This window comes from Streptomyces sp. BV286, assembly GCF_019090165.1.
Classification (GTDB): Bacteria; Actinomycetota; Actinomycetes; order Streptomycetales; family Streptomycetaceae; genus Streptomyces.
The window spans coordinates 14,626-36,636 of sequence record NZ_JAHRIB010000163.1; the positions used below are offsets into that span (position 1 = coordinate 14,626).

At 70.4% G+C, this 22,011-nt stretch carries 25 protein-coding genes; 22 read left to right on the forward strand and 3 right to left on the reverse strand.

Annotation, left to right across the window (positions count from 1 at the left end):
* Positions 1-138: 138 nt before the first annotated feature.
* A complete protein-coding gene (locus tag KUF83_RS29075; protein ID WP_217457951.1) occupies positions 139-996 on the reverse strand; it encodes an SAM-dependent methyltransferase in 858 nt (285 codons plus the stop codon).
* Between the two features lie 1,193 nt (positions 997-2,189).
* Between KUF83_RS29075 and KUF83_RS29080 the strand changes: the two genes are divergently transcribed.
* The 17 genes from KUF83_RS29080 to KUF83_RS29160 all read left to right on the forward strand — a co-directional run bounded on the left by KUF83_RS29080 (position 2,190) and on the right by KUF83_RS29160 (position 15,425).
* Complete coding sequence (locus KUF83_RS29080; RefSeq protein WP_217457952.1) at positions 2,190-2,786, forward strand: hypothetical protein; 597 nt, start codon at positions 2,190-2,192, stop codon at positions 2,784-2,786.
* A gap of 320 nt (positions 2,787-3,106) precedes the next feature.
* The gene (gene rpsP, locus KUF83_RS29085) at positions 3,107-3,526 is read left to right on the forward strand and encodes a 30S ribosomal protein S16 (RefSeq protein WP_217457953.1); all 420 of its coding nucleotides are present in this window, start codon (positions 3,107-3,109) and stop codon (positions 3,524-3,526) included.
* Between the two features lie 2 nt (positions 3,527-3,528).
* Positions 3,529-3,768 (forward strand): RNA-binding protein, encoded by a 240-nt coding sequence (locus KUF83_RS29090; RefSeq protein WP_005479813.1) that lies wholly within the window; start codon positions 3,529-3,531, stop codon positions 3,766-3,768.
* A 104-nt stretch (positions 3,769-3,872) separates the two neighbouring features.
* Positions 3,873-4,478: a ribosome maturation factor RimM gene (gene rimM, locus KUF83_RS29095; protein ID WP_217457954.1), complete on the forward strand. Its 606-nt coding sequence runs from the start codon at positions 3,873-3,875 to the stop codon at positions 4,476-4,478.
* The gene (gene trmD / locus KUF83_RS29100; protein ID WP_217457955.1) at positions 4,478-5,299 is read left to right on the forward strand and encodes a tRNA (guanosine(37)-N1)-methyltransferase TrmD; all 822 of its coding nucleotides are present in this window, start codon (positions 4,478-4,480) and stop codon (positions 5,297-5,299) included. Before rimM ends, trmD begins: the two co-directional genes overlap by 1 nt.
* Before the next feature lie 135 nt (positions 5,300-5,434).
* The gene (gene rplS, locus KUF83_RS29105) at positions 5,435-5,785 is read left to right on the forward strand and encodes a 50S ribosomal protein L19 (protein ID WP_217457956.1); all 351 of its coding nucleotides are present in this window, start codon (positions 5,435-5,437) and stop codon (positions 5,783-5,785) included.
* Positions 5,786-5,829: 44 nt separating this feature from the next.
* Positions 5,830-6,588 (forward strand): signal peptidase I, encoded by a 759-nt coding sequence (gene lepB, locus KUF83_RS29110; protein WP_217457957.1) that lies wholly within the window; start codon positions 5,830-5,832, stop codon positions 6,586-6,588.
* Positions 6,581-7,666, forward strand: a complete 1,086-nt coding sequence (gene lepB, locus KUF83_RS29115) for a signal peptidase I (RefSeq protein WP_217458027.1) — start codon at positions 6,581-6,583, stop codon at positions 7,664-7,666. Before lepB (KUF83_RS29110) ends, lepB (KUF83_RS29115) begins: the two co-directional genes overlap by 8 nt.
* Positions 7,551-8,501 carry a signal peptidase I gene (gene lepB, locus KUF83_RS29120; protein ID WP_217457958.1) on the forward strand — a complete coding sequence of 317 codons (951 nt, stop codon included), beginning with the start codon at positions 7,551-7,553 and terminating at the stop codon, positions 8,499-8,501. Before lepB (KUF83_RS29115) ends, lepB (KUF83_RS29120) begins: the two co-directional genes overlap by 116 nt.
* A gap of 79 nt (positions 8,502-8,580) precedes the next feature.
* Positions 8,581-9,327: a signal peptidase I gene (gene lepB / locus KUF83_RS29125; protein ID WP_217457959.1), complete on the forward strand. Its 747-nt coding sequence runs from the start codon at positions 8,581-8,583 to the stop codon at positions 9,325-9,327.
* 88 nt (positions 9,328-9,415) lie between these two features.
* On the forward strand, positions 9,416-9,901 hold the full coding sequence (locus KUF83_RS29130; RefSeq protein ID WP_217458028.1) for an NUDIX hydrolase: 486 nt from the start codon (positions 9,416-9,418) through the stop codon (positions 9,899-9,901).
* Between the two features lie 55 nt (positions 9,902-9,956).
* Positions 9,957-10,265: a DUF2469 domain-containing protein gene (locus tag KUF83_RS29135; RefSeq protein ID WP_055510545.1), complete on the forward strand. Its 309-nt coding sequence runs from the start codon at positions 9,957-9,959 to the stop codon at positions 10,263-10,265.
* Positions 10,266-10,383: 118 nt separating this feature from the next.
* On the forward strand, positions 10,384-10,755 hold the full coding sequence (locus KUF83_RS29140) for a YraN family protein (protein ID WP_217457960.1): 372 nt from the start codon (positions 10,384-10,386) through the stop codon (positions 10,753-10,755).
* Positions 10,755-12,377 (forward strand): YifB family Mg chelatase-like AAA ATPase, encoded by a 1,623-nt coding sequence (locus KUF83_RS29145; protein WP_217457961.1) that lies wholly within the window; start codon positions 10,755-10,757, stop codon positions 12,375-12,377. Before KUF83_RS29140 ends, KUF83_RS29145 begins: the two co-directional genes overlap by 1 nt.
* Complete coding sequence (gene dprA / locus KUF83_RS29150; protein ID WP_217457962.1) at positions 12,374-13,516, forward strand: DNA-processing protein DprA; 1,143 nt, start codon at positions 12,374-12,376, stop codon at positions 13,514-13,516. The genes KUF83_RS29145 and dprA overlap by 4 nt, the downstream gene beginning before the upstream one ends.
* A gap of 277 nt (positions 13,517-13,793) precedes the next feature.
* Positions 13,794-14,630, forward strand: coding sequence for an RNA polymerase sigma factor WhiG (gene whiG / locus KUF83_RS29155; protein WP_217457963.1), 837 nt, complete (start codon positions 13,794-13,796; stop codon positions 14,628-14,630).
* A 237-nt stretch (positions 14,631-14,867) separates the two neighbouring features.
* On the forward strand, positions 14,868-15,425 hold the full coding sequence (locus KUF83_RS29160) for a TetR/AcrR family transcriptional regulator (protein ID WP_217458029.1): 558 nt from the start codon (positions 14,868-14,870) through the stop codon (positions 15,423-15,425).
* A gap of 270 nt (positions 15,426-15,695) precedes the next feature.
* Here KUF83_RS29160 and KUF83_RS29165 read toward each other — a convergent pair whose 3' ends face one another.
* Positions 15,696-16,337: a M23 family metallopeptidase gene (locus KUF83_RS29165; RefSeq protein ID WP_217457964.1), complete on the reverse strand. Its 642-nt coding sequence runs from the start codon at positions 16,335-16,337 to the stop codon at positions 15,696-15,698.
* 281 nt (positions 16,338-16,618) lie between these two features.
* Here KUF83_RS29165 and rpsB point away from each other — a divergent pair, with 281 nt between their 5' ends.
* The 5 genes from rpsB to KUF83_RS29190 all read left to right on the forward strand — a co-directional run bounded on the left by rpsB (position 16,619) and on the right by KUF83_RS29190 (position 21,343).
* The gene (gene rpsB / locus KUF83_RS29170; RefSeq protein WP_217457965.1) at positions 16,619-17,572 is read left to right on the forward strand and encodes a 30S ribosomal protein S2; all 954 of its coding nucleotides are present in this window, start codon (positions 16,619-16,621) and stop codon (positions 17,570-17,572) included.
* A gap of 151 nt (positions 17,573-17,723) precedes the next feature.
* A complete protein-coding gene (tsf, locus tag KUF83_RS29175; RefSeq protein WP_217457966.1) occupies positions 17,724-18,560 on the forward strand; it encodes a translation elongation factor Ts in 837 nt (278 codons plus the stop codon).
* Positions 18,561-18,767: 207 nt separating this feature from the next.
* On the forward strand, positions 18,768-19,541 hold the full coding sequence (gene pyrH, locus KUF83_RS29180; protein WP_217457967.1) for a UMP kinase: 774 nt from the start codon (positions 18,768-18,770) through the stop codon (positions 19,539-19,541).
* A gap of 120 nt (positions 19,542-19,661) precedes the next feature.
* Entirely contained in the window at positions 19,662-20,219 is a 558-nt protein-coding gene (gene frr, locus KUF83_RS29185) for a ribosome recycling factor (RefSeq protein WP_107021830.1), read from the forward strand.
* Complete coding sequence (locus KUF83_RS29190) at positions 20,219-21,343, forward strand: phosphatidate cytidylyltransferase (RefSeq protein ID WP_217457968.1); 1,125 nt, start codon at positions 20,219-20,221, stop codon at positions 21,341-21,343. The genes frr and KUF83_RS29190 overlap by 1 nt, the downstream gene beginning before the upstream one ends.
* Before the next feature lie 308 nt (positions 21,344-21,651).
* Here the strand turns inward: KUF83_RS29190 and KUF83_RS29195 are convergent, their stop codons facing one another.
* Positions 21,652-21,894, reverse strand: coding sequence for a hypothetical protein (locus KUF83_RS29195; RefSeq protein ID WP_217457969.1), 243 nt, complete (start codon positions 21,892-21,894; stop codon positions 21,652-21,654).
* Positions 21,895-22,011 lie beyond the last annotated feature (117 nt).

Here is a 22,011-nt window from a genome sequence, read left to right on the forward strand (position 1 = left end):
CCCGCCCGGCTTCCGGCGTACGAGGCCGAGGACGAGACCGATCAGGCCGCAGAGATCCGGGGCGCGGCCGCAGGGACGGTTCGGACGGCCGTCCGGGGGAGGCGGGGGCGGAACCACCCCCGCCTCGCCCCTGGTGCCTCAGACCGTCCGCGCGACCAGATACCGGAAGACGTTGGGCATCCACACCGTCCCGTCCCGCCGCCGGTGCGGGTGCAGGGCCTCCCGCACCTCCTTGTCGACCCGAGCCTGGTCCGTGGCCGCGACGGCCGCGTCGAAGAGCCCGGTGGACAGCAGCCCACGGACCGCGTTGTCCACGTTCGCGTACCCGAAGGGGCAGGCGACCCGCCCGGACCCGTCGGGCCGCAGACCGGCCCGCCGGGCGACCTCCTCCAGGTCGTCACGGAGAGCCGGGCGCCAACTGCCCGTACCGTGCGGGGGTTCCGCCAGTTCGGTCGCGACCCGCAGGACCGAGGACGTGGCACAGCGCTCCGGAGGCCCCCAGCCCACGAGGACCACGGGAACACCCCGGGCGACGAGCGGGGTCGCGGCCGCCAGCGACTCACCGAGCCCTTCGGAGTCGCCGGCCACGCACCCGATCGGCTCGAAGACGGTCACCAGGTTGTACGCCGCCGTCGCCATGTCCTCGACGTCCGCGGGCCCTCCGTCCGTCAGCCGGGCACCGGCACGCGCGCGTGTGCCCCGCGGCTCGGGCAGTAAGCGCTCCCGCGCGAGAGCCAGCCGCTCCGGCGCGCGGGCCTGGGTACCGGAGACCGAGGCCCCCCGCGCCGCCGCCATCAGCAGCGCGAGGCCGGACCCGCAGCCGAGCCCCAACAGCCGGGTCGAGGAGCCCACTTCGAGTCGCTCGTAGACGGCCTCGTAGAGCGGTACGAGCATCCGCTCCTGAATCTCGGCCCAGTCACGCGCGCGTGCCCACTGATCCACCCGGGGTGTCGTCCCCGAGTGACGTAGGTGCTGCCGCACGAGCGTAGGTGTCATCGAATGCGCCCCAATCGCCGAGAGTTGCTTCTGTGCCCCGTTTCTTCGCCCCCGTGCAGTGCGCCGGCACTTCCCCCGTATGCCAGGTAACTCCGCGCTCGTCGTGGCGTCCAGGGGTTGCGGCGCCCGGTTTGGGTGCCACCGGCGTGCGACCCGGAAATTCACATACCGGCAACATGTGCCCCCATCAACACGCCATGGCAAAGGCACCTGTTCGACAGGAACGACCGACGTGGACCGCACGTCCGGAGGCCCCTGGCGCCTACGGAAAAGCGTCCGGCAGGCTTCTTGGGGGCCTCTTCTCGCGAGGCGAGTGGCCTGATCGCGTCGCACGGTGATGACAGTGGGTTGCGGGCGCCGCCGCGCCACGCCCCCGAGCGGGCCGTGGCCCCGCCCTCGAAGGTGACGAGACGGTTCCGGCCAAGGTCCACGCCCTCTGCGCCGACTGAGGACCGCGAGATCCCCGTGTCAGGGACGACGACCACCCCGGCGTCCCGTTCAGCCGCAGTACCGCCGACCGGGAACTCGGGGGAGCAGCCTCCGCGCGTCGGAACAGGCCCGTGACCTGGGGTACGGCGCCGCGAAGCCGCCCCGCCGCCTCCCCGGCCGCGAGGAACCTGAGGCGAGCGGCTTCCTCGGCCGCCTCCTTCCCGCTGTCGCAGAAGAGGACCTGGCGCCGCTTCCGGCCCGGTCCTACGAGCGGGGGAGGCCCGGACGTCCGGGCCGTCGGCGGTGGAGGAGGCCGCCGCGGCCGCCGCCGCGGTCGGTACGCGTGTTCCGTGTCACCCCGCGAAGGCGCCCATGGCCGGAGAAGAGGGATGCCGAGCTCGCCGCACGCGCGGCGACCGCACGGTGCCGGTGGTCGAGGGCGGGTCGGTGCCCGTGGCCTATGACGCACCCGGTAACGTCACCGTCGTGGCCCGCGCCCACAGAGCCCCGGCATTCCGCCGCAAGAAGGACCGAAACGCCTCTTGCGCACCGGATGACCGCAGGTGCCACGGCGTGCAGACGGTGCCTACACGCCAGGACGTACGTGGTACTACGTACCGGCTGGGTGGGAACTGTGAGGCTTCTCCGCAGATCAGCGCACCCGCCCTCGTCAGGACGCATCAGCGGCAACTGACGGGTACGTGCAAATTATTTGGGATGCCCCGGAATAGGAACACGGAGGCACCCCGGCTCGTTGTCATTACGTGAGCACGACACCACCTGTTCTCGCCGCAGAGCTGGCAGGGGCGTGGGCCGACATTCAGCGGCACCACCCCGAGCTGCCAGATCTTGCCGCGCCAGAGTCCCTGATCGGGGAGTCGTCGTCCGCCTGCGGACACGAACTCTCCTTCGAGCGACTGCTTCACGAGGCAGTCCACGGCATCGCCGCCGCCCGAGGTGTCCGTGACACCTCCCGCGCCGGCCGGTACCACAACCGCAGATTCCTCGCGATCGCCGAGGAGCTGGGCCTGGACCACCCCGAGGAGCCGCATCCCAGCAGCGGCTTCTCGCTGGTCACGCTCAACCCCGAGGCGAAGCGGCGCTACCGCCCGACCATCGAGCGGCTGCAGCGCGCCCTCAAGGCGCACACGGTCGCGACCGCCGCGGACACGGCCCGCAGCTTCCGGGGTCCGGCCGCCCGGCACGGCTCCTCCGGAGGAGGCGTGCGCGTGAAGGCGGTGTGCGACTGCGGACGGAACGTCCGCGTCGTCCCGTCGGTCCTCGCGCAGGCGCCGATCATGTGCGGAGGGTGCGGGAAGCCCTTCCGTATCCCGGAGGTGGTCGGCGCGGCAGCGGTCTGAGCGGACAGCCGACACAGCGGCGGGCGTCGTGCCGCCGGGGTGGTGCGGAAGGACGCGGCGGCACTTCGTGGGTGCCGGTTCGCGCGGCGGCCCACCTCGACGGCAGCACCCGCGCGGGCTCCTGCCCCGCCGCGGGCCGGCCGGAGACTGCCCGGGTCGAGGCGCCTGTCAGGGTGTGGCAGAATGGCCAGCTGTACTCGACAGCCGCACAGGACCCCTCTCTCCTCCGGCTGACGCGTCCATCGGGCACTCGGGTACCGCAACCCCACGCGGCAATCTCGCCGTGCCCAACCACGTCAAGACCAGGAGACACCACTTCCGTGGCAGTCAAGATCAAGCTGAAGCGTCTGGGCAAGATCCGTTCGCCTCACTACCGCATCGTCGTCGCCGACTCCCGTACCCGCCGTGACGGCAGGGCCATCGAGGAGATCGGCCTGTACCACCCGGTACAGAACCCCTCGCGCATCGAGGTCGACTCCGAGCGTGCGCAGTACTGGCTGGGTGTCGGCGCGCAGCCGACCGAGCCCGTTCTCGCCATTCTCAAGCTGACCGGCGACTGGCAGAAGCACAAGGGCCTGCCCGCCCCGGCGCCGCTGCTCGTCGCGGAGCCGAAGGCCACGCGCCCGTTGTTCGACGCCCTCGGCGGCGACGACGAGAGCAAGGGTGAGGCCATCACCCAGAAGAAGAAGGCTGAGAAGAAGGACGAGGCTCCCGCCGAGTCCGCGTCGACCGAGGCCTGAGCATGCTCGAGGAGGCTCTCGAGCACCTCGTGAAGGGCATCGTCGACAACCCGGACGATGTGCAGGTCGCCTCGCGTGACCTGCGCCGCGGTCGAGTCCTCGAGGTCCGGGTCCACCCCGACGACCTCGGCAAGGTGATCGGCCGCAACGGCCGCACGGCGCGCGCCCTGCGCACCGTCGTGGGTGCCATCGGCGGCCGCGGTGTCCGCGTCGACCTCGTCGACGTGGACCACGTCCGCTGACGTACACGCAACACCGGCTCGGGCCGGGGAGGGCCACTGGGCCGTCCCCGGCCCGTAGTCGTCTACGCAGGAATGCAGTAGGCACACGACAGGAGATCAACGAAGTGCAGCTCGTAGTCGCGCGGGTGGGCCGCGCCCATGGCATCAAGGGCGAGGTCACCGTCGAGGTACGCACCGACGAGCCGGAGCAGCGGCTCGGCCCCGGCGCCGTCCTGGCCACGGACCCCGCTTCGGCCGGCCCCCTGACCATCGAGACGGGGCGGGTGCACAGCGGCCGCCTCCTGCTGCGCTTCGCGGGCGTACGCGACCGCAACGCCGCCGAGGCGCTGCGCAACACCCTGCTGATCGCCGAGGTCGACCCGGACGCGACACCCGAGGACCCGGACGAGTACTACGACCACCAGCTCATGGACCTGGACGTCGTCCTGAAGGACGGCACCGAGGTCGGGCGGATCACCGAGATCTCGCACCTGCCCTCGCAGGACCTCTTCGTGGTCGAACGGGCCGACGGGACCGAGGTGCTGATCCCGTTCGTCGAGGAGATCGTCGTCGAGATCGACCTGGAGGAGCAGCGGGCCGTCATCGACCCGCCGCCGGGGCTGATCGACGACCGGGCCGAGATCGCCTCCTCCAGGGACGCCGACGACGCCCTCCCCGAAGACGCCGGGAACGGCCCGGCCCCGGAGAGCGCCCCGGGGGCGGACGCCTGATGCGGCTCGACGTCCTCACGATCTTCCCCGAGTACCTGGACCCCCTGAACGTCTCGCTCGTCGGCAAGGCACGCGCGCGTGGACAGCTGAACGTGCACGTGCATGATCTGCGGGAGTGGACCTACGACCGGCACAACACGGTCGACGACACCCCGTACGGCGGCGGTCCAGGCATGGTCATGAAGACCGAACCCTGGGGCGACGCGCTGGACTCCGTCCTCGCGGACGGCTACGAGACGGGCTCCCACGGGCCCGTCCTGGTCGTCCCCACGCCCAGCGGCCGCCCCTTCACCCAGGAACTCGCCGTCGAGCTCTCCGAGCGCCCGTGGCTGGTCTTCACGCCCGCCCGCTACGAGGGCATCGACCGCCGCGTCATCGACGAGTACGCGACCCGCATGCCCGTCGTCGAGGTGTCCATCGGCGACTACGTACTGGCCGGCGGCGAGGCGGCCGTCCTCGTCGTCACGGAGGCCGTGGCCCGGCTGCTGCCGGGCGTCCTCGGCAACGCCGAGTCGCACCGGGACGACTCGTTCGCGCCCGGCGCCATGGCGAACCTCCTCGAAGGGCCGGTCTACACGAAGCCGCCGCAGTGGCGCGGCCGCCAGATTCCGGACGTCCTGGTCAGCGGCCACCACGGCAGGATCGCCCGCTGGCGCCGGGACGAGGCCCTGCGGCGCACGACCGCCAACAGACCGGACCTCATCGAGCGCTGCGACCCCGCGGCCTTCGACAAGAAGGACCGCGAGATGCTCTCCATCCTCGGCTGGCAGCCCGGCCCCGACGGCCGATTTGGGCGCAGGCCGCAGACCGTGGAAGAATAGGCGGCTGTTGTACGTCGTCCGGCGTGCGCCCCTGCCACAGGGGGACACGACGCCCGCCCCGACGACGACAGCCCCCTTCTTTCACCACCGACTTCCGTTGATGACCTGTGGCATCAGCGAAGAAAGCAGACGATCATGTCCCAGCTGCTCGACTCCGTCGACTCCGCGTCGCTGCGCAGCGACGTCCCGGCCTTCCGCCCGGGTGACACCGTCAACGTCCACGTCCGCGTCATCGAGGGCAACCGCTCCCGTGTGCAGCAGTTCAAGGGCGTAGTCATCCGCCGCCAGGGCGCCGGTGTCCGTGAGACCTTCACGGTCCGCAAGGTCTCGTTCTCCGTGGGCGTCGAGCGCACCTTCCCGGTGCACACCCCGATCGTCGAGAAGATCGAGCTCGTCACCCGCGGTGACGTGCGTCGCGCGAAGCTCTACTACCTCCGTGAGCTGCGCGGCAAGGCCGCGAAGATCAAGGAGAAGCGCGACAACTGAGCTCGCGCCGGGTCCACATGAGAGCCGGATAGCATCTGGCTCACATGGACGCCCAAGCACAGCAGACGGAGCGCGACCGCTCCTCCCACCCCGCCGTGCCCGAGGAGATCTCGGACACAGAGGGGGCGGAGGGGCGGTCGCGTTTCGCGTTGGCGGGCCGGGCCGCCGACTGGCTTCCGGGCGGACGGATCAGCCTGACCGTGCTGTTCTGTCTGTTCTCCCTGCTGCTCCTCACCCGCTTCGTGATCCAGCCCTACGAGATTCCCAGCGGCTCGATGGAGCCCGGATTGAGGATCGGGGACCGCGTTCTCGTAAATAAGTTGGCGTACCGTTTCGGTGCTGAGCCGAGGCGCGGTGACGTCGTCGTGTTCGACGGCACCGGTTACTTCGGCGACGCCGACTACATCAAGCGTGTCGTCGGCGTGGGGGGAGACCATGTGGTCTGCTGCGACAGGCAGGGGAGGATCGAGGTGAACGGCCGGTCGGTCGACGAGTCGACGTTCCTTCACGAAGGGGACGAGCCGTCCGAAGCACCCTTCGACGTCGTCGTACCCGACGGCACCCTCTTCCTCCTCGGTGACCACCGTGGCGACTCCAGCGACTCCCGCGACCACCTGGGCTCCCCCGGCGGCGGCATGATCCCCGTCGGTGACGTGATCGGCAGAGCCGACTGGATCGCCTGGCCCACCGGCCACTGGACCCGGGTCGAGCGCGCCGACGTCTACGCGCGCGTGCCCGCCGCCACGGGCAGGACCGGCCCAGGCGCGAGCGGGCCGAAGAGCGCGGACGGTGTCCATGGGTAACCGCGGCAAGCCCCGCAGTGCTCGCAGTGCCGCCGAGGACCTCCTGCCCACCGGCTCCCGGCGTACCGGCGGCCCCGTACTGCCAGGCCGGGCGGAGCGCCGCAAGCTGGCCCGGAGAGTCAAGCGGCGCAGGCAGCGCTCCGCCGTCAAGGAGATCCCTCTCCTGATCGGTGTCGCCCTGCTCATCGCGCTCGTCCTCAAGACGTTCCTCGTCCAGGCCTTCGTGATCCCCTCGGGCTCCATGGAACAGACGATCCGGATCGGCGACCGCGTCCTGGTCGACAAGCTGACCCCGTGGTTCGGTTCGAAGCCCGAGCGCGGGGACGTCGTCGTCTTCAAGGACCCCGGCGGATGGCTGGAGGACGAGCAGCCGGTGGCGAAGACGAACGACCCGATCGTCGTCAAGCAGGTCAAGGAGGCGCTGACCTTCATCGGTCTGCTGCCCTCCGACAACGAACGGGACCTGATCAAACGGGTCGTCGCGGTCGGCGGCGACACCGTCAAGTGCTGCGACACCCAGGGCCGCGTCACCGTCAACGGCATGCCGATCAACGAGCCGTACATCAACCCCGGTGACAAACCGTCGTCGCTCGTCTTCGAGGTGAAGGTCCCCGCGGGGCGCCTCTGGGTGATGGGCGACCACCGCTCCAACTCCGCCGACTCCCGTTTCCACCGCACCGAGAAGTACAACGGCACCATCTCCGAGGACGTCGTGGGCCGCGCCATGGTCATCGCCTGGCCCATCGGGCACTGGAGCCGCCTGGAGGAGCACGACACCTATGTGTCCGTGCCCGACGCGTCAGGCGGGTCGACCGCCGCACTCGGCGCGTCGCATAGGGTGGCCACCGCGGATCGATACGGATTGATCCCGCTCCCGACCCCTGCGGAACTCCCGCTCGTTATGGGAGTGGTGGGCCTGCGTCGTATCCGTCGCAGGCGGCGGCACGGAGTGAGGAGTGGATGTGGGGGATTTGGCGGTCGGCGCACGATCCGGACACGAGGGCCCCGAAGGGCGACCGGGACGATCCGAAGAGGCGGTTTCCCCGGCCGCAGAGGACGCCGTGACCTCCGGAGATGACTCCGGTGACGACGCCGGCCGGGACGAGCGGGACACCGACGGCGCCTCGGCGGCGCCGAAGAAGCCGCGGTCCTTCTGGAAGGAACTGCCCCTGCTCATCGGCATCGCGCTGGTTCTCGCGCTGCTGATCAAGACTTTCCTGGTGCAGGCGTTCTCGATTCCCTCGGACTCGATGCAGAACACCCTCCAGCAGGGCGACCGCGTCCTCGTCGACAAACTGACTCCGTGGTTCGGCTCGGAGCCCGAGCGCGGCGAGGTCGTCGTCTTCCACGACCCCGACAAATGGCTGGCGGGCGAGCCGGCGCCGAACCCGAACGCGATCCAGACGGCTCTCAGCTGGATCGGCCTGATGCCCTCCTCCGAGGAGAAGGACCTCATCAAGCGCGTCATCGGGGTCGGCGGCGACACCATCGAGTGCAAGGGGACCGGCCCGCTGAGGGTCAACGGCAAGGCGCTGAACGAGCCTTACGTGTACCCGGGGAACACGCCCTGCACGGTGGACGACGGCGGCGGCCAGTTCAAGCTGAAGGTCCCCGAAGGCAAAATCTGGGTCATGGGCGACCACCGGCAGAACTCGCTGGACTCCCGTTACCACCAGCAGGACGCGCACAAGGGCTTCGTGCCCGTGGGCAACGTCGTGGGCCGCGCCATCGTCGTCGCCTGGCCGCCCACCCGCTGGTCCACGCTCCCCGTGCCGGACACCTTCGACCAGGACCTCAGCGCCGCCGCTCCGGGGGCGCTCGGGCTCGCGGGCGCGGTGCCCCTGGTGCTGTGGCGCAGGCGTCGCCTTACCGTCGGGAACACCAGGGTGTCCGGGCCGGGTACCGCCGGGTAGGGTGCCGTCCCAGATCGCCGATCTTCCGCGGCCCGGACCTGGGCCGCGGGGTCGATTCTCCGAGTTGGGGAGCACTGGGATGAGCGGGACAAGTCGTACGGACGAGGGCCACGGACGGCTCGGCAGCACGCTGTCGGGGCTGGCCGTGGCCCTCGGCTGTGTGCTCTTCCTCGGTGGGTTCGTGTGGGGCGCGATCGTCTACCAGCCGTACACCGTGCCGACCGACTCCATGTCGCCGACCATCGTCGCCGGTGACCGGGTGCTCGCCGAACGGATCGACGGCTCCGAGATCGAGCGCGGCGACGTCGTCGTCTTCAAGCAGGCCAGCTGGGGCAACCTCCCCATGGTCAAGCGGGTCGTCGCCGTCGGCGGGGACACGGTCGCCTGCTGCACGGAGGGCAAGCTGACCGTCAACGGCAAGAAGATCGAGGAACCGTATCTGCCGAAGGGCAGCGAGGCCGAGTCGACCGCGATCCCGTCCATCAAGGTGCCCGAGGGCCGGCTGTTCCTGCTCGGCGACGAGCGCAGCGGCTCGCTGGACTCCACCGCCCACCTGACGGAGGCCGGCAGCGGCACGGTGCCGCGCAGCTCGGTGAACGCGCGCGTCGACGCGGTGGCCTGGCCCATGAACGGCATGCTGATCCGTCCCACCGGCTTCGAGACGCTCGGCGGCATCTCCGAGCCGGGGCCCCTGCGACTGGTCCTCACCGCGGTCGTGGTGGGCGCGGTGCTCGTCCTCGGCGGTGGGGCGTACGGGCCGATCGCCAAGCGGGCCGGGCGCCGACGGAGCCGTACGGGGCCGAGGGAGCGGGCTCTTGCCGGCTGAGACACCTGGACCGGCGGAGGAGCGGTCGCCCTCCGGATCCGAAGGGCCGGGCGAGCGGCCGGTCTCGGGACCCGGCGGGCTCGGGGAGCTGCGGAAGGTCGCCCGGGTGGTCCTGCTCGACCCGAGGGACCGCATTCTGCTGCTGCACGGGCACGAACCGGAGGACCCGTCCGACAACTGGTGGTTCACCCCGGGCGGCGGTGTGGAGGGCGACGAGACCCGGGAAGAGGCCGCGCTGCGGGAACTCGTGGAGGAGACCGGCATCACCGAGGTCGAGCTGGGGCCGGTGCTGTGGCGGCGGACCTGCTCGTTCCCGTTCGCGGGGCGCCGCTGGGACCAGGACGAGTGGTACTACCTGGCCCGGACGGCGGACACGCGAGAGGTGGTGCCCGGGGCCACGGGGCTGACCGAGCTGGAACGGCGCAGTGTCGCCGGAGCGCGCTGGTGGACGTGCCAGGAACTTCACCAGGCGCATGAGACGGTGTATCCGACCAGACTCGCCGAGCTGCTGCGCAGGCTGCTCGACGAAGGGCCCCCGGCCAGGCCCGAGACCCTCGACACGGAAATCGTCTAGGGGCTCGCGGGGCTGGCGCACAATAGGGGGACGCACGGCTGAAGGGGAACATGCCATGAGCGCCGAGGACCTCGAGAAGTACGAGACCGAGATGGAGCTGAAGCTCTACCGGGAGTACCGCGATGTCGTCGGTCTGTTCAAATATGTGATCGAGACCGAACGGCGCTTCTACCTCACCAACGACTACGAGATGCAGGTGCACTCGGTTCAGGGTGAGGTGTTTTTCGAGGTGTCCATGGCGGATGCCTGGGTGTGGGACATGTATCGGCCTGCTCGGTTCGTCAAGCAGGTGCGCGTCCTCACGTTCAAGGACGTGAATATCGAGGAGCTGAACAAGAGCGACCTCGAACTGCCGAGCAGCTGAGGAGTCCACGGCGACCGCTCGTGTGGGTGACTGAGTTGTCCACAACCGGGCGGTCGTCCACCAAGATCCACTAGCGGATCGCGGTGGGCCCAGTGTTGGCGCCGGAGGTGGTGCCGACATGAATACGTCCAAGGCACGCAACGCACTCGGCCAGTACGGCGAGGATTTGGCCGCCCGGCGGCTGACCGAAGCCGGAATGACGGTCCTGCAGCGCAACTGGCGCGCGGGCAGGACCGGCGAGATCGACATCGTGGCCCGGGACGGCGACGCGCTGGTCTTCTGCGAGGTCAAGACCCGCCGCGCCGGGGTCTTCGAGCATCCGATGGCCGCCGTGACCCCCGTCAAGGCCCAGCGCCTGCGCCGCCTGGCCGAGCGCTGGCTGCAGGAACACGGAGGGGCACCACCCGGCGGCGTCCGTATCGACGTCGTGGGCGTCCTGCTGCCCGGCCGCGGCGCACCCGTCGTGGAGCACGTGCGAGGGGTGGCCTGATGGGCTTCGCGCGTACGTGCTCGGTGGCCCTCGTGGGCGTGGACGGAGTCGTCGTCGAGGTCCAGGCGGATCTGGAGCCCGGGATCGCGGCGTTCACCCTGGTGGGGCTGCCCGACAAGAGCCTGACGGAGAGCAGGGACCGGGTCAGGGCGGCCGTGGTCAACTCCGGCGCCGAGTGGCCGCAGAAGAAGCTCACTGTCGGACTCAGCCCGGCCTCGGTGCCCAAGGGCGGGAGCGGCTTCGACCTCGCCATCGCCTGCGCCGCGCTGGGCGCCGCCGAGCGCATCGATCCTCGTGTGCTGACCGACATCGTGATGATCGGCGAACTGGGTCTGGACGGACGGGTCCGTCCCGTACGGGGTGTGCTGCCGGCGGTGCTGGCCGCGGCCGACGCGGGATACGAACAGGTGGTGGTGCCCGAGTGCGCTGCCGCCGAGGCGTCACTGGTGCCCGGAGTGTCCGTGCTCGGTGTCCGCAGCCTCCGGCAGCTGATCGCCGTCCTCACGGACGAACCCGTGCCCGAGGAGGACCCGGACGGGGAGCGCCGGCCCGACCCGCTCGCGGGCCTGCGCATGCCGGGCACGAGCGCGGCCACCGGCATGCACGGCATGGGCGCCACCCAGCACGACCACGGACACGACCTGGCCGATGTCGTCGGCCAGCTCTCGGCACGGACCGCGGTGGAGGTCGCCGCGGCCGGTGGACATCACCTGTTCCTGGAGGGGCCGCCGGGAGCGGGCAAGACGATGCTCGCCGAGCGGCTGCCCGCCATCCTGCCGCCGCTCAGCCGTGGCGAGTCCCTGGAGGTCACCGCCGTCCACTCGGTCGCCGGCCTGCTGCCGCCCGGCAAACCCCTGGTGGACGTCGCTCCCTACTGCGCCCCGCACCACTCGGCGACCATGCAGGCACTGGTTGGCGGCGGCCAGGGGGTGGCACGGCCGGGGGCGGTCTCACTCGCCCACCGAGGAGTGCTCTTTTTGGACGAGACACCGGAATTCAGCAGTCATGCCCTCGACGCGCTGCGCCAGCCCCTCGAGTCGGGGCACGTGGTGATCGCGCGCAGTGCGGGTGTCGTGCGCTTTCCGGCCAGATTCCTGATGGTGCTCGCGGCCAATCCCTGCCCCTGCGGGCGGTTCTCGCAGCGCGACACCCTCTGCGAGTGCCCGCCCTCCGCGATCCGCCGCTATCAGGCCCGGCTCTCCGGACCGCTGCTCGACCGCGTGGACCTCAGGGTCGAGGTGGACCGTGTCACCCGTTCCCAGCTGACGGATCGGGGCGCACGGGGTGAATCCACCGAGACGGTCGCCGGCCGGGTCCGGGGGGCCAGGGAGCGGGCCGCCGTGCGTCTGGCAGACACCCCCTGGCGGACGAACAGCGAGGTGCCGGGCCGTGAGCTGCGCAGTCGGTGGTTCGCCTCCCCGGGCGCCATGGACGACGCGGAGCGCAGCCTGGAGCGCGGGGTGCTCACCGCCCGAGGGCTCGACCGTGTCCTGCGTGTCGCCTGGACCGTCGCGGATCTCGCGGGCCACGACCGGCCCGACGCCGGAGACGTGACCCTCGCGCTGCAACTGCGCACCGGGGTTCCCCGGGGTGTGCCGATGGCGATCGGGGCGTCCTCGTGAGCGGGGGCGAGGAGCGGTTCCACCGGGCTTTCCTCACCCGTGTCGTCGAGCCGGGGGACGAGGTCTGCGGACGGTGGCTCCGCGAGGTCGGAGCGGGGGAGGTGGTCCGACGCCTCATGGGACTCGGTCAGCAGCTGCCGGGCGTGACGGACACGAGATGGGCCGGTCTGCGGGCGCGGGCCGAGCGGGCGGACCCCGAGCGGGACCTCGCCCTGGCGCGGGATGCCGGCACCCGGTTCGTGTGTCCCGGTGATCCCGAATGGCCCGCGCAGCTCGACGACCTCGGGGATGCGAAGCCCATCGGGCTGTGGGTGCGAGGGCGGCCCAGCCTGCGGATATGGGCTCTGCGTTCCGTCGCGGTCGTCGGCGCGCGGGCCTGCACCGAGTACGGCGCCCACATGGCGTCCACGCTCGGGGCCGGGCTAGCGGAGCGAGGGTGGGTCGTGGTGTCGGGGGGTGCCTACGGCGTCGACGGTGCGACGCACCGAGGCGCGCTCGGGGCGGGCGGGGCCACCGTCGCCGTGCTCGCCTGCGGGGTCGACCGGCCCTACCCACGCGGCCACACACAGTTGATCACAAGGATCGCCGAACAGGGTCTGGTCATCGGTGAGTTGCCGCCCGGGGAGCATCCGACACCGAGCAGGTTCATTTTGCGCAACCGCGTCATCGCGGCGTTGACCCGCGGCACGGTGGTCGTCGAGGCGGCGTACCGGAGCGGCGCTCTGGTGACCGCCCGTGCCGCACAGAGGTTGGGCCGATTCACGATGGGAGTACCGGGGCCCGCCACCAGCAGTCTCTCCGCCGGCGTGCACGAACTCCTGCGCGGGGACGCGGTGCTGGTCACCGACGCCGCGGAAGTCGCCGAGCTCGTCGGCGACATGGGCGAGCTGGCCCCGGCCCGCAGAGGACCGGTGCTGCCCCGCGACCTGCTGGATCCGGCGGCCGCCCGTGTGCTGGCCGCGTTGCCAGCCAGGGAGGAGAGGACGCGGCAGGAGGTCGCCAGAGGCGCCGGGACGACCGAGGACGAGGCGATCGCGAGGCTGTACGAACTCCGCTCACTTGGCTTCGTCGAACGACACGGCGACGGCTGGAAGTTGACACGCCAGGCCACGATCTCTGTCGGCCCGAATCGGGGATGATGCTGACCGAGAGTGTTCGGCCGTCCGGGCGACGCCCCGAAGTCCTTGGAGTTTCCCGCAGTTGGCGCCTCGCGTTGATTACACAGGGCGACAGCAGTGCCCCTGGGAGGCGTCCAGCGGAACGTATCTGCGCACGGTGAGTCCCTCGATGTTCGCGCACTGCGACTCCTCAGTCACGCTACGCTCACGAGGACTCCGCTCAGACAGGCAACTCGACATCAGACAGACAGCTCACGCAGGTACCCCCAGTTCACTGCAGAACGGCACAAGGCGACGAATGCCCCAGCACACCTCCGGGTCCGACCGGGCGGCAGCTCCCCCCGCCGCCCGCGACGGCGTGCGGCCGCCCGCCCCCTCGACGCTCGACGAGCTGTGGAGGTCGTACAAGACCACCGGCGACGAGCGGCTGCGCGAACAGCTGATCCTGCACTACTCGCCGCTGGTGAAGTACGTCGCGGGCCGGGTGAGTGTGGGGCTGCCGCCCAATGTGGAGCAGGCGGACTTCGTGTCGTCGGGTGTGTTCGGGCTGATCGATGCCATCGAGAAGTTCGACATCGAGCGGGAGATCAAGTTCGAGACGTACGCGATCACGCGGATCCGGGGCGCGATGATCGACGAGCTGCGGGCGCTCGACTGGATCCCCCGGTCCGTCCGGCAGAAGGCACGCAACGTCGAGCGGGCCTACGCGACGCTCGAGGCGAAGCTGCGGCGCACGCCGTCGGAGTGCGAGGTGGCCGCGGAGATGGGGATCGCGGTCGACGAACTGCACACGGTGTTCAGCCAGTTGTCGCTGGCCAACGTCGTGGCCCTGGAGGAACTGCTGCATGTCGGCGGCGAGGGCGGCAACCGGCTGAGCCTGATGGACACGCTCGAGGACACCGCGGCCGACAACCCCGTGGAGGTCGCCGAGGACCGTGAACTGCGGCGCTTTCTGGCGCGGGCCATCAACACGCTGCCCGAGCGGGAGAAGACCGTGGTCACCCTCTACTACTACGAAGGTCTCACGCTCGCCGAGATCGGCAACGTACTCGGGGTGACGGAGAGCCGCGTCAGCCAGATCCACACCAAGTCCGTGCTGCAGCTTCGCGCGAAACTGGCGAGCTTCGGGCGCTGACTCGGCCCGATGATCCTGCTCCGGCGGACGGCACCCGGCGGTGCGGCCTCGACGGGGCTTCTTGCGCGCGGCCGGGAGTGGCCCGGCATGGCCCGTTCGGCGCCCCGGTTCGAGGTGTCTTGGCGGGATGTCCACTTCGGGCCCGGGGCCATGGACCAAGCCCTCACGGACGAGAGACTCCCGTCCTGGGCGGGGCGTCCGTAAAGTGGGAGCGTGCCAAGGATTCGAGCGGCCTCCGTGGCCGAGCACCGGTCGATGCAGCGAGCCGCTTTGCTGGACGCGGCACGGTCACTGCTGTCCGAGGGTGGGACGGAAGCGCTGACGTTCCCGGCGCTCGCCGAGCGGACGGGGCTGGCGCGGTCCTCCGTGTACGAGTACTTCCGGTCCCGGGCGGCTGTCGTCGAAGAGCTCTGCCAGGTCGACTTCCCGCTCTGGGCCGCCGAGGTCGAGTCGGCGATGTCGCTGGCCGGGACGCCCGAGGGCAGAGTCGAGGCGTATGTCCGCCGGCAGCTTGCGCTGGTCAGGGACCGGCAGCACCGGGCCGTCGTGGCGATCTCCGCGAGTGAGCTCGACGCGGGCGCGCGCGAGAAGATCCGTGCCGCCCACGGGGGACTCGTCGCGATGATCGTGGAGGCGCTGCGGGAGATGGGGCACGAGCAGCCCCGGACGGCCGCGATGCTCCTTCAGGGGATCGTGGACGCGGCGGTGCGCCGGATCGAGACCGGGGCGGCCGAGGATCCCGGAGCGATCACCGACGCCGCGGTGGCGATGGCTCTGCGAGGCGTCAGCGGCTGAGCCTGCCCGCTCGCGCGGCCGCCTCCCGAAGGCGGCGGCCCGACATCTCGCCCGCACCTGTGCGTACGACGGCGTGTGCTTCGGTGGCCGCTGTCCACAGCCCCGCCTCCGCCCTGGTCCTCCCAGACCGCTCCGCCCCTCGCCGAATCGGCCGGATTGCCGAATCAGCCGGATTGCCGGATCCGGAGATCTGTGGATCCGGCAGATCTGCGGATCCGGCAGGTTCGGTCGGGAGAGTGCAGGGCTCTTTGGAGGCGGAGTGGTCGCTCGTCACTGCCGGTACTCCAGTAGTCCGGTGACCGGCAGCAGGCGGGAGGGCCCCCGGTCGAGCAGCCACGGCGGCAGCAGGGACAGCGGGTCCAGATAGGTGTCGGTCCGGCGCAGTCCCCAGTGCAGGCACGAGGTCGGACAGTGCGACCCCGCTGGTTCGAGCACGCCGACCACCTCGCCCGCGGCCACTTCGGCGCCCTTCTCCGCCGTCGCCCGCACCGGCTCGTACGTCGTGCGCAGGGGCGGGTCTCCCGTGCCGGTCAGCTCGACCGAGACGACGCCGCGGCCCGCGACCCGGCCCGCGAAGGAGACCCGGCCGGGAGCGGCGGCACGGACCGGGGAGCCGGGGGCCGCGGTGAGATCGACGCCGCGGTGGCCGCGACCGTAGGCGGTCGCCGGAGGTTCCCAGCCGCGCACCACCGACGGACGCGATCCCACCGGCCAGGCGCGGCCGACCGTCGGGACCGGTGGGCCCACATCGCCTGAGGCACCGCCCCGGCCGCCGCCCGGGTCGCCGTCGCGGGCGGCGGCCGCCGGTCCTCCGACGACGAGCGCGGCGGCCACCGACAACGTCGACAGCAGGGCCGCCGGCACGGCCCACAGTGCCACCCGCCACGTACGAAGAAATCGTTCTGCTCGCATACGAGAACGGTCGCGTGTGCGGCGCGAAAAAGTGGATCATGACCGGGATCTGTGGAGTACCCGTCGGTTGTGGACATCGGCGTCACCCGGCGCCTCGCGGGTCCCGTACACTTCTTGTGGCGATCCGGGTCACCGGGTCGACTTCGCACGCCCCGACATCAGGCCGTCAAACAGTCGATGTCAGCGCCCCTCGGTCCCTTGTGGCAAGGCGCAACGCGGGCGTCAGGCGCGACCGCCGTCCGGCGGACGCGGCACAACCGAGAACACCAAGGAGTACGGCCATGGCCGTCGTCACGATGCGGGAGCTGCTGGAAAGCGGCGTCCACTTCGGTCACCAGACCCGCCGTTGGAACCCGAAGATGAAGCGCTTCATCTTCACGGAGCGCAACGGCATCTACATCATCGACCTGCTCCAGTCGCTGTCGTACATCGACCGCGCCTACGAGTTCGTCAAGGAGACCGTCGCCCACGGCGGCACGGTCATGTTCGTCGGCACCAAGAAGCAGGCGCAGGAGGCCATCGCCGAGCAGGCCACCCGCGTCGGCATGCCCTACGTCAACCAGCGCTGGCTGGGCGGCATGCTCACCAACTTCTCGACCGTCTACAAGCGTCTGCAGCGCCTCAAGGAGCTCGAGCAGATCGACTTCGAGGACGTCGCCGCGTCGGGTCTCACCAAGAAGGAGCTTCTCGTGCTCTCGCGCGAGAAGGCCAAGCTGGAGAAGACCCTCGGTGGTATCCGCGAGATGTCCAAGGTGCCCAGCGCCGTCTGGATCGTGGACACCAAGAAGGAGCACATCGCGGTCGGTGAGGCCCGGAAGCTCAACATTCCGGTCGTCGCCATCCTCGACACCAACTGCGACCCCGACGAGGTCGACTACAAGATCCCGGGCAACGACGACGCGATCCGCTCCGTCACCCTGCTCACCCGCGTGATCGCCGACGCCGTCGCCGAGGGCCTCATCTCCCGTTCCGGTGCCGGCAAGGCCGCCGAGGGTGACAAGGCCGCGGGCGAGCCGCTCGCCGCGTGGGAGCGCGACCTGCTCGAGGGTGGCGAGAAGAAGGCCGACGAGACCGCTGCCGAGGCGCCCGCCGCCGAGGCTCCGGCCGCTGAGGCCGAGGCTCCGGCTGCCGCCGAGGCTCCCGCCGAGACCGAGGCCCCCGCTGCTGAGGCTCCGGCTGCCGCCGAGGCCCCCGCCGCCGAGGCCGAGAAGCCGGCCGCGGCCGAGCAGGCCTGACGATCCAGCGTCACGGTTGAGTGACGGCGGGCGGCGCCGAGTGCGTCGCCCGCCGTTCACCCCCAGCCCGTAGATCTTCGGTGGACGCCCGCCCGATCAGCGGCGGACGCCGACCTCGAGACTTCGAACTCCGAGAAGAGATTCACAGATCATGGCGAACTACACCGCCGCCGACGTCAAGAAGCTCCGTGAGCTCACCGGCGCCGGCATGATGGACTGCAAGAAGGCGCTGGACGAGGCCGACGGCAACGTCGACAAGGCCGTCGAGGCGCTGCGCATCAAGGGCCAGAAGGGCGTCGCCAAGCGCGAGGGCCGCTCCGCCGAGAACGGCGCCGTGGTCTCCATCATCGCTGACGACAACACCTCCGGTGTCCTGGTCGAGCTGAAGTGCGAGACGGACTTCGTCGCCAAGGGCGAGAAGTTCCAGGCCGTCGCCAACCAGATCGCCCAGCACGCCGCCGCGACCTCCCCGGCCGACATCCAGGCGCTGCTCGCCTCGGAGATCGAGTCCGGCAAGACGGTCCAGGCGTTCGTCGACGAGGCCAACGCCAACCTGGGCGAGAAGATCGTCCTGGACCGCTTCGCGCAGTTCTCCGGCGCCTACGTGGCCACGTACATGCACCGCACCATGCCCGACCTGCCCCCGCAGATCGGTGTCCTGGTCGAGCTGGACAAGGCCGACGCCGACCTCGCCAAGGGCATCGCGCAGCACATCGCCGCCTTCGCGCCGAAGTACCTCTCCCGTGAGGACGTTCCGGCCGAGGTCGTCGAGTCCGAGCGTCGCGTCGCCGAGGAGACCACCCGCGCCGAGGGCAAGCCCGAGGCCGCGCTCCCGAAGATCGTCGAGGGTCGCGTCAACGGCTTCTTCAAGGAGGCCACCCTTCTCGGTCAGCCGTACGCGCTCGACCAGAAGAAGTCCGTCCAGAAGGTCCTGGACGAGGCCGGTGTCACCCTGAAGCGCTTCGCGCGCATCAAGGTCGGCATCTGAGTCCGTACCGCGATCGACGCGCGATCCCGCTAGGGTCGACAGCAGTCGTCCGTGCTGGTCGCGTATCCCGTTACGCGCGGGCGTGACGGACGACAGCAGATCAGACGAGGAGGCCATTGCCGAGCATGGGATGCGAACAACACCCCACCGGCAGTGGCCTTCTTCGTATGTGCGACACGTGCGACACGTAGAAGAGGCGAGATCTCCATGACCACCACCAAGGCCGCCGACAAGGACGAAAAGGGCGATACCGGCAAGGGTTCCGGCCGTTTCCTGCTGAAGCTTTCCGGTGAGGCGTTCGCCGGTGGCGGGGCACTCGGCGTCGACCCCGACGTGGTGCACAAGATGGCCCGGGAGATCGCCGCGGTGGTCCGCGGCGGTGCCCAGATCGCCGTCGTCATCGGCGGCGGCAACTTCTTCCGCGGGGCCGAACTCCAGCAGCGCGGCATGGACCGGGCCCGCTCCGACTACATGGGCATGCTCGGCACCGTCATGAACTGCCTCGCCCTCCAGGACTTCCTGGAGAAGGAGGGCATCGACTCACGCGTGCAGACCGCCATCACCATGGGGCAGGTCGCCGAGCCGTACATCCCGCTGCGCGCCGTGCGCCACCTGGAGAAGGGCCGTGTGGTCATCTTCGGCGCCGGCATGGGCATGCCGTACTTCTCCACCGACACCACCGCCGCCCAGCGCGCACTGGAGATCGACGCCGAGGCCCTGCTCATGGGCAAGAACGGTGTGGACGGGGTCTACGACTCCGACCCGAAGACCAACCCGGAAGCGGTCAAGTTCGACTCGCTCAGCTACGGCGAGGTCATCACCCGCGACCTGAAGGTCGCGGACATGACCGCGATCACCCTGTGCCGCGACAACAAGCTCCCGATCCTCGTCTTCGAGCTTCTGACAGAGGGCAATATCGCGCGGGCGGTCAAGGGTGAGAAGATCGGCACGCTTGTGGGTGACCAGGGCGGCCGGGCCTGACCGGGGGATGGACAATGTCCTGCCGGTCGGGAACCGTGCAGGAACAAGACGCGACGCAGCCGGCCGCCTACCCGTCAAGGAACCGCAGCCGGGCCTACTCAAGACACGCAGGAGCAAGTGGTGATCGAAGAGACCCTCCTCGAGGCCGAGGAGAAGATGGAGAAGGCCGTCGTGGTCGCCAAGGAGGACTTCGCCGCGATCCGCACCGGCCGTGCGCACCCGGCGATGTTCAACAAGATCGTGGCGGACTACTACGGCGCGCTGACACCGATCAACCAGCTGGCCTCGTTCTCGGTGCCCGAGCCGCGCATGGCCGTGGTGACGCCGTTCGACAAGAGCGCGATGCGCAACATCGAGCAGGCGATCCGTGACTCCGACCTCGGGGTCAACCCGAGCAACGACGGCAACATCATCCGGGTGGTGTTCCCCGAGCTGACCGAGGAGCGCCGCAAGGACTACATCAAGGTCGCCCGGACCAAGGCCGAGGACTCCAAGATCTCGATCCGTTCCGTCCGCCGCAAGGCGAAGGACGGCATCGACAAGATGATCAAGGACGGCGAGGTCGGCGAGGACGAGGGCCGCCGTGCGGAGAAGGAGCTCGACGACACCACCGCGAAGTACGTGGCCCAGGTCGACGAGCTGCTCAAGCACAAGGAAGCTGAGCTGCTCGAGGTCTGATGAACGACTCTTCCTGGGGGGCGCCGCCGCAAGCCGGGTACTGGGGGCCGTCCGACCAGGGGCCTGTCCAGGGGGTTGCCCCGGCGGGTCCCGCGTACGATGCGCACAACGCGCAGCAGACTCGCCCCATGCCCATCGTGCCCCACGTACCCGCACACGGCGGAGACCAGGACGACGACCGGGGGGCTGCTCGGACGGGCGGCCCCCTGTTCCGCGACGAGACGCCGACGCCGCCTCACCGGGCTCCGTCACAGAATCCGCAGGAGCCCATGTCCAGCGCCGCACAACCCGCACCCGCGCCGCAGAAGAAGAGCGCGGGCCGCGACCTGGGCGCTGCCATAGGGGTCGGGGTCGGGCTCGGCGCGGTGATCGTCGCGTCGTTGTTCGTCGTCAAGGCCGCCTTCATCGGCGTCATAGCTGTCGCCGTCGTGGTCGGCCTGTGGGAGCTCACGTCGAGGCTCGCGGAGCGCAAGGGCATCAAGGCGCCGCTCGTGCCACTGGCGTTGGGCGGCGCGGCGATGGTCGTCGCCGGTTACGTCCGCGGTGCCGAGGGCGCATGGGTGGCGATGGCGCTCACGGCGCTCGCGGTTCTGGTCTGGCGGATGACGGAACCACCCGAGGGCTACCTCAAGGACGTCACCGCGGGGGTCTTCGCGGCCTTCTACATCCCGTTCCTCGCCACGTTCGTGGCGATGATGCTCAGCGCGGACGACGGTGCGTGGCGGGTTCTCGTGTTCCTGCTGCTGGCCGTGGTCAGCGACACGGGGGCGTACGCCGTCGGCTGGCGCTTCGGCAAGCACAAGCTCGCTCCGCGCATCAGCCCCGGCAAGACCCGCGAGGGCCTGTTCGGCGCGGTGGCCTTCGCCATGGTGGCGGGCGCGCTGTGCATGCACTTCCTCATCGAGGACGGCACCTGGTGGCAGGGCCTGGTCCTCGGTGTCGCGGTCGCGGGCAGTGCCACGCTCGGTGACCTCGGTGAGTCGATGATCAAGCGGGACCTGGGCATCAAGGACATGGGCACCCTGCTCCCGGGCCACGGCGGGATCATGGACCGGCTGGACTCCCTGCTTCCCACGGCCCCTGTGGTGTGGCTGCTGCTGGTGATCTTCGTCGGCTCCGGCTGACGGCTGACGGCTGGTGACCACTGTGCGCGGAGACGGCTGACGGGTCCCGCGGACGACTGCCGGGTTCGCCTGACGGTCGCGGGGCTCCGGTCGACGGGCGCCGTGGTCCGGCCGACGGTTGCCGAAGGGTGCCGCCGAGCTGCGGAAGTGCGTGAGGGGCCCGCTGTCCACAGGACGGCGGGCCCCTTTTCTTTTCATGTGGCCGCAGCCGGGCCGCTCCCGCTCCACGTCGGCGTAACGTCCGTCATGACGGGGGCGTGACTGGGGCATGACCGGGAGCGCTTGCCGCAGGACCGCCCGCGGTGTCGTCATTCCGCGCCGTACTGGTGTGGTCGGCCGCCCTGCCATTCCACCCACGACGGATCGTCCAGCAGCTCCGACGCGTCCGGCAGGCCCGCGCGGCGCAGAAACTCGACGAGGTCGGCGTCACTGTGGGCGAGGCCGGCCCTTCCGGAGTGGATCGTGACCCGCCGTCCAGCGGCGCCCGTCAGGCGGTGCACAACGATGGGGGCGGCGCTTTTTCCCCCAGGCTGGGACTGTTCGCGGCTCACAGCACACCGGAGTCGGTGTGGGGTCGGCAATGGGGGCATGTCGCTGCGCCGCGTCCCGTAACCGCCCGGAGGTCCTGCTCGCGGGACCGCGGCTTCGTGTGCTCGCCTGGCACACCG

What these genes read in the sequence shown, in the direction of transcription:
- pyrH (WP_217457967.1), top strand. Translation starts at nt 18,768, where the DNA reads ATGACCACCACCAAGGCCGCCGACAAGGACGAAAAGGGCGATACCGGC.
- lepB (WP_217458027.1), top strand. Translation starts at nt 6,581, where the DNA reads ATGGGTAACCGCGGCAAGCCCCGCAGTGCTCGCAGTGCCGCCGAGGAC.
- KUF83_RS29140 (WP_217457960.1), top strand. Translation starts at nt 10,384, where the DNA reads ATGAATACGTCCAAGGCACGCAACGCACTCGGCCAGTACGGCGAGGAT.
- trmD (WP_217457955.1), top strand. Translation starts at nt 4,478, where the DNA reads ATGCGGCTCGACGTCCTCACGATCTTCCCCGAGTACCTGGACCCCCTG.
- rpsB (WP_217457965.1), top strand. Translation starts at nt 16,619, where the DNA reads ATGGCCGTCGTCACGATGCGGGAGCTGCTGGAAAGCGGCGTCCACTTC.
- rplS (WP_217457956.1), top strand. Translation starts at nt 5,435, where the DNA reads ATGTCCCAGCTGCTCGACTCCGTCGACTCCGCGTCGCTGCGCAGCGAC.
- KUF83_RS29145 (WP_217457961.1), top strand. Translation starts at nt 10,755, where the DNA reads ATGGGCTTCGCGCGTACGTGCTCGGTGGCCCTCGTGGGCGTGGACGGA.
- KUF83_RS29135 (WP_055510545.1), top strand. Translation starts at nt 9,957, where the DNA reads ATGAGCGCCGAGGACCTCGAGAAGTACGAGACCGAGATGGAGCTGAAG.
- KUF83_RS29090 (WP_005479813.1), top strand. Translation starts at nt 3,529, where the DNA reads ATGCTCGAGGAGGCTCTCGAGCACCTCGTGAAGGGCATCGTCGACAAC.
- tsf (WP_217457966.1), top strand. Translation starts at nt 17,724, where the DNA reads ATGGCGAACTACACCGCCGCCGACGTCAAGAAGCTCCGTGAGCTCACC.
- KUF83_RS29190 (WP_217457968.1), top strand. Translation starts at nt 20,219, where the DNA reads ATGAACGACTCTTCCTGGGGGGCGCCGCCGCAAGCCGGGTACTGGGGG.
- whiG (WP_217457963.1), top strand. Translation starts at nt 13,794, where the DNA reads ATGCCCCAGCACACCTCCGGGTCCGACCGGGCGGCAGCTCCCCCCGCC.
- lepB (WP_217457959.1), top strand. Translation starts at nt 8,581, where the DNA reads ATGAGCGGGACAAGTCGTACGGACGAGGGCCACGGACGGCTCGGCAGC.
- KUF83_RS29165 (WP_217457964.1), bottom strand. Translation starts at nt 16,337, where the DNA reads ATGCGAGCAGAACGATTTCTTCGTACGTGGCGGGTGGCACTGTGGGCC.
- KUF83_RS29075 (WP_217457951.1), bottom strand. Translation starts at nt 996, where the DNA reads ATGACACCTACGCTCGTGCGGCAGCACCTACGTCACTCGGGGACGACA.
- lepB (WP_217457957.1), top strand. Translation starts at nt 5,830, where the DNA reads ATGGACGCCCAAGCACAGCAGACGGAGCGCGACCGCTCCTCCCACCCC.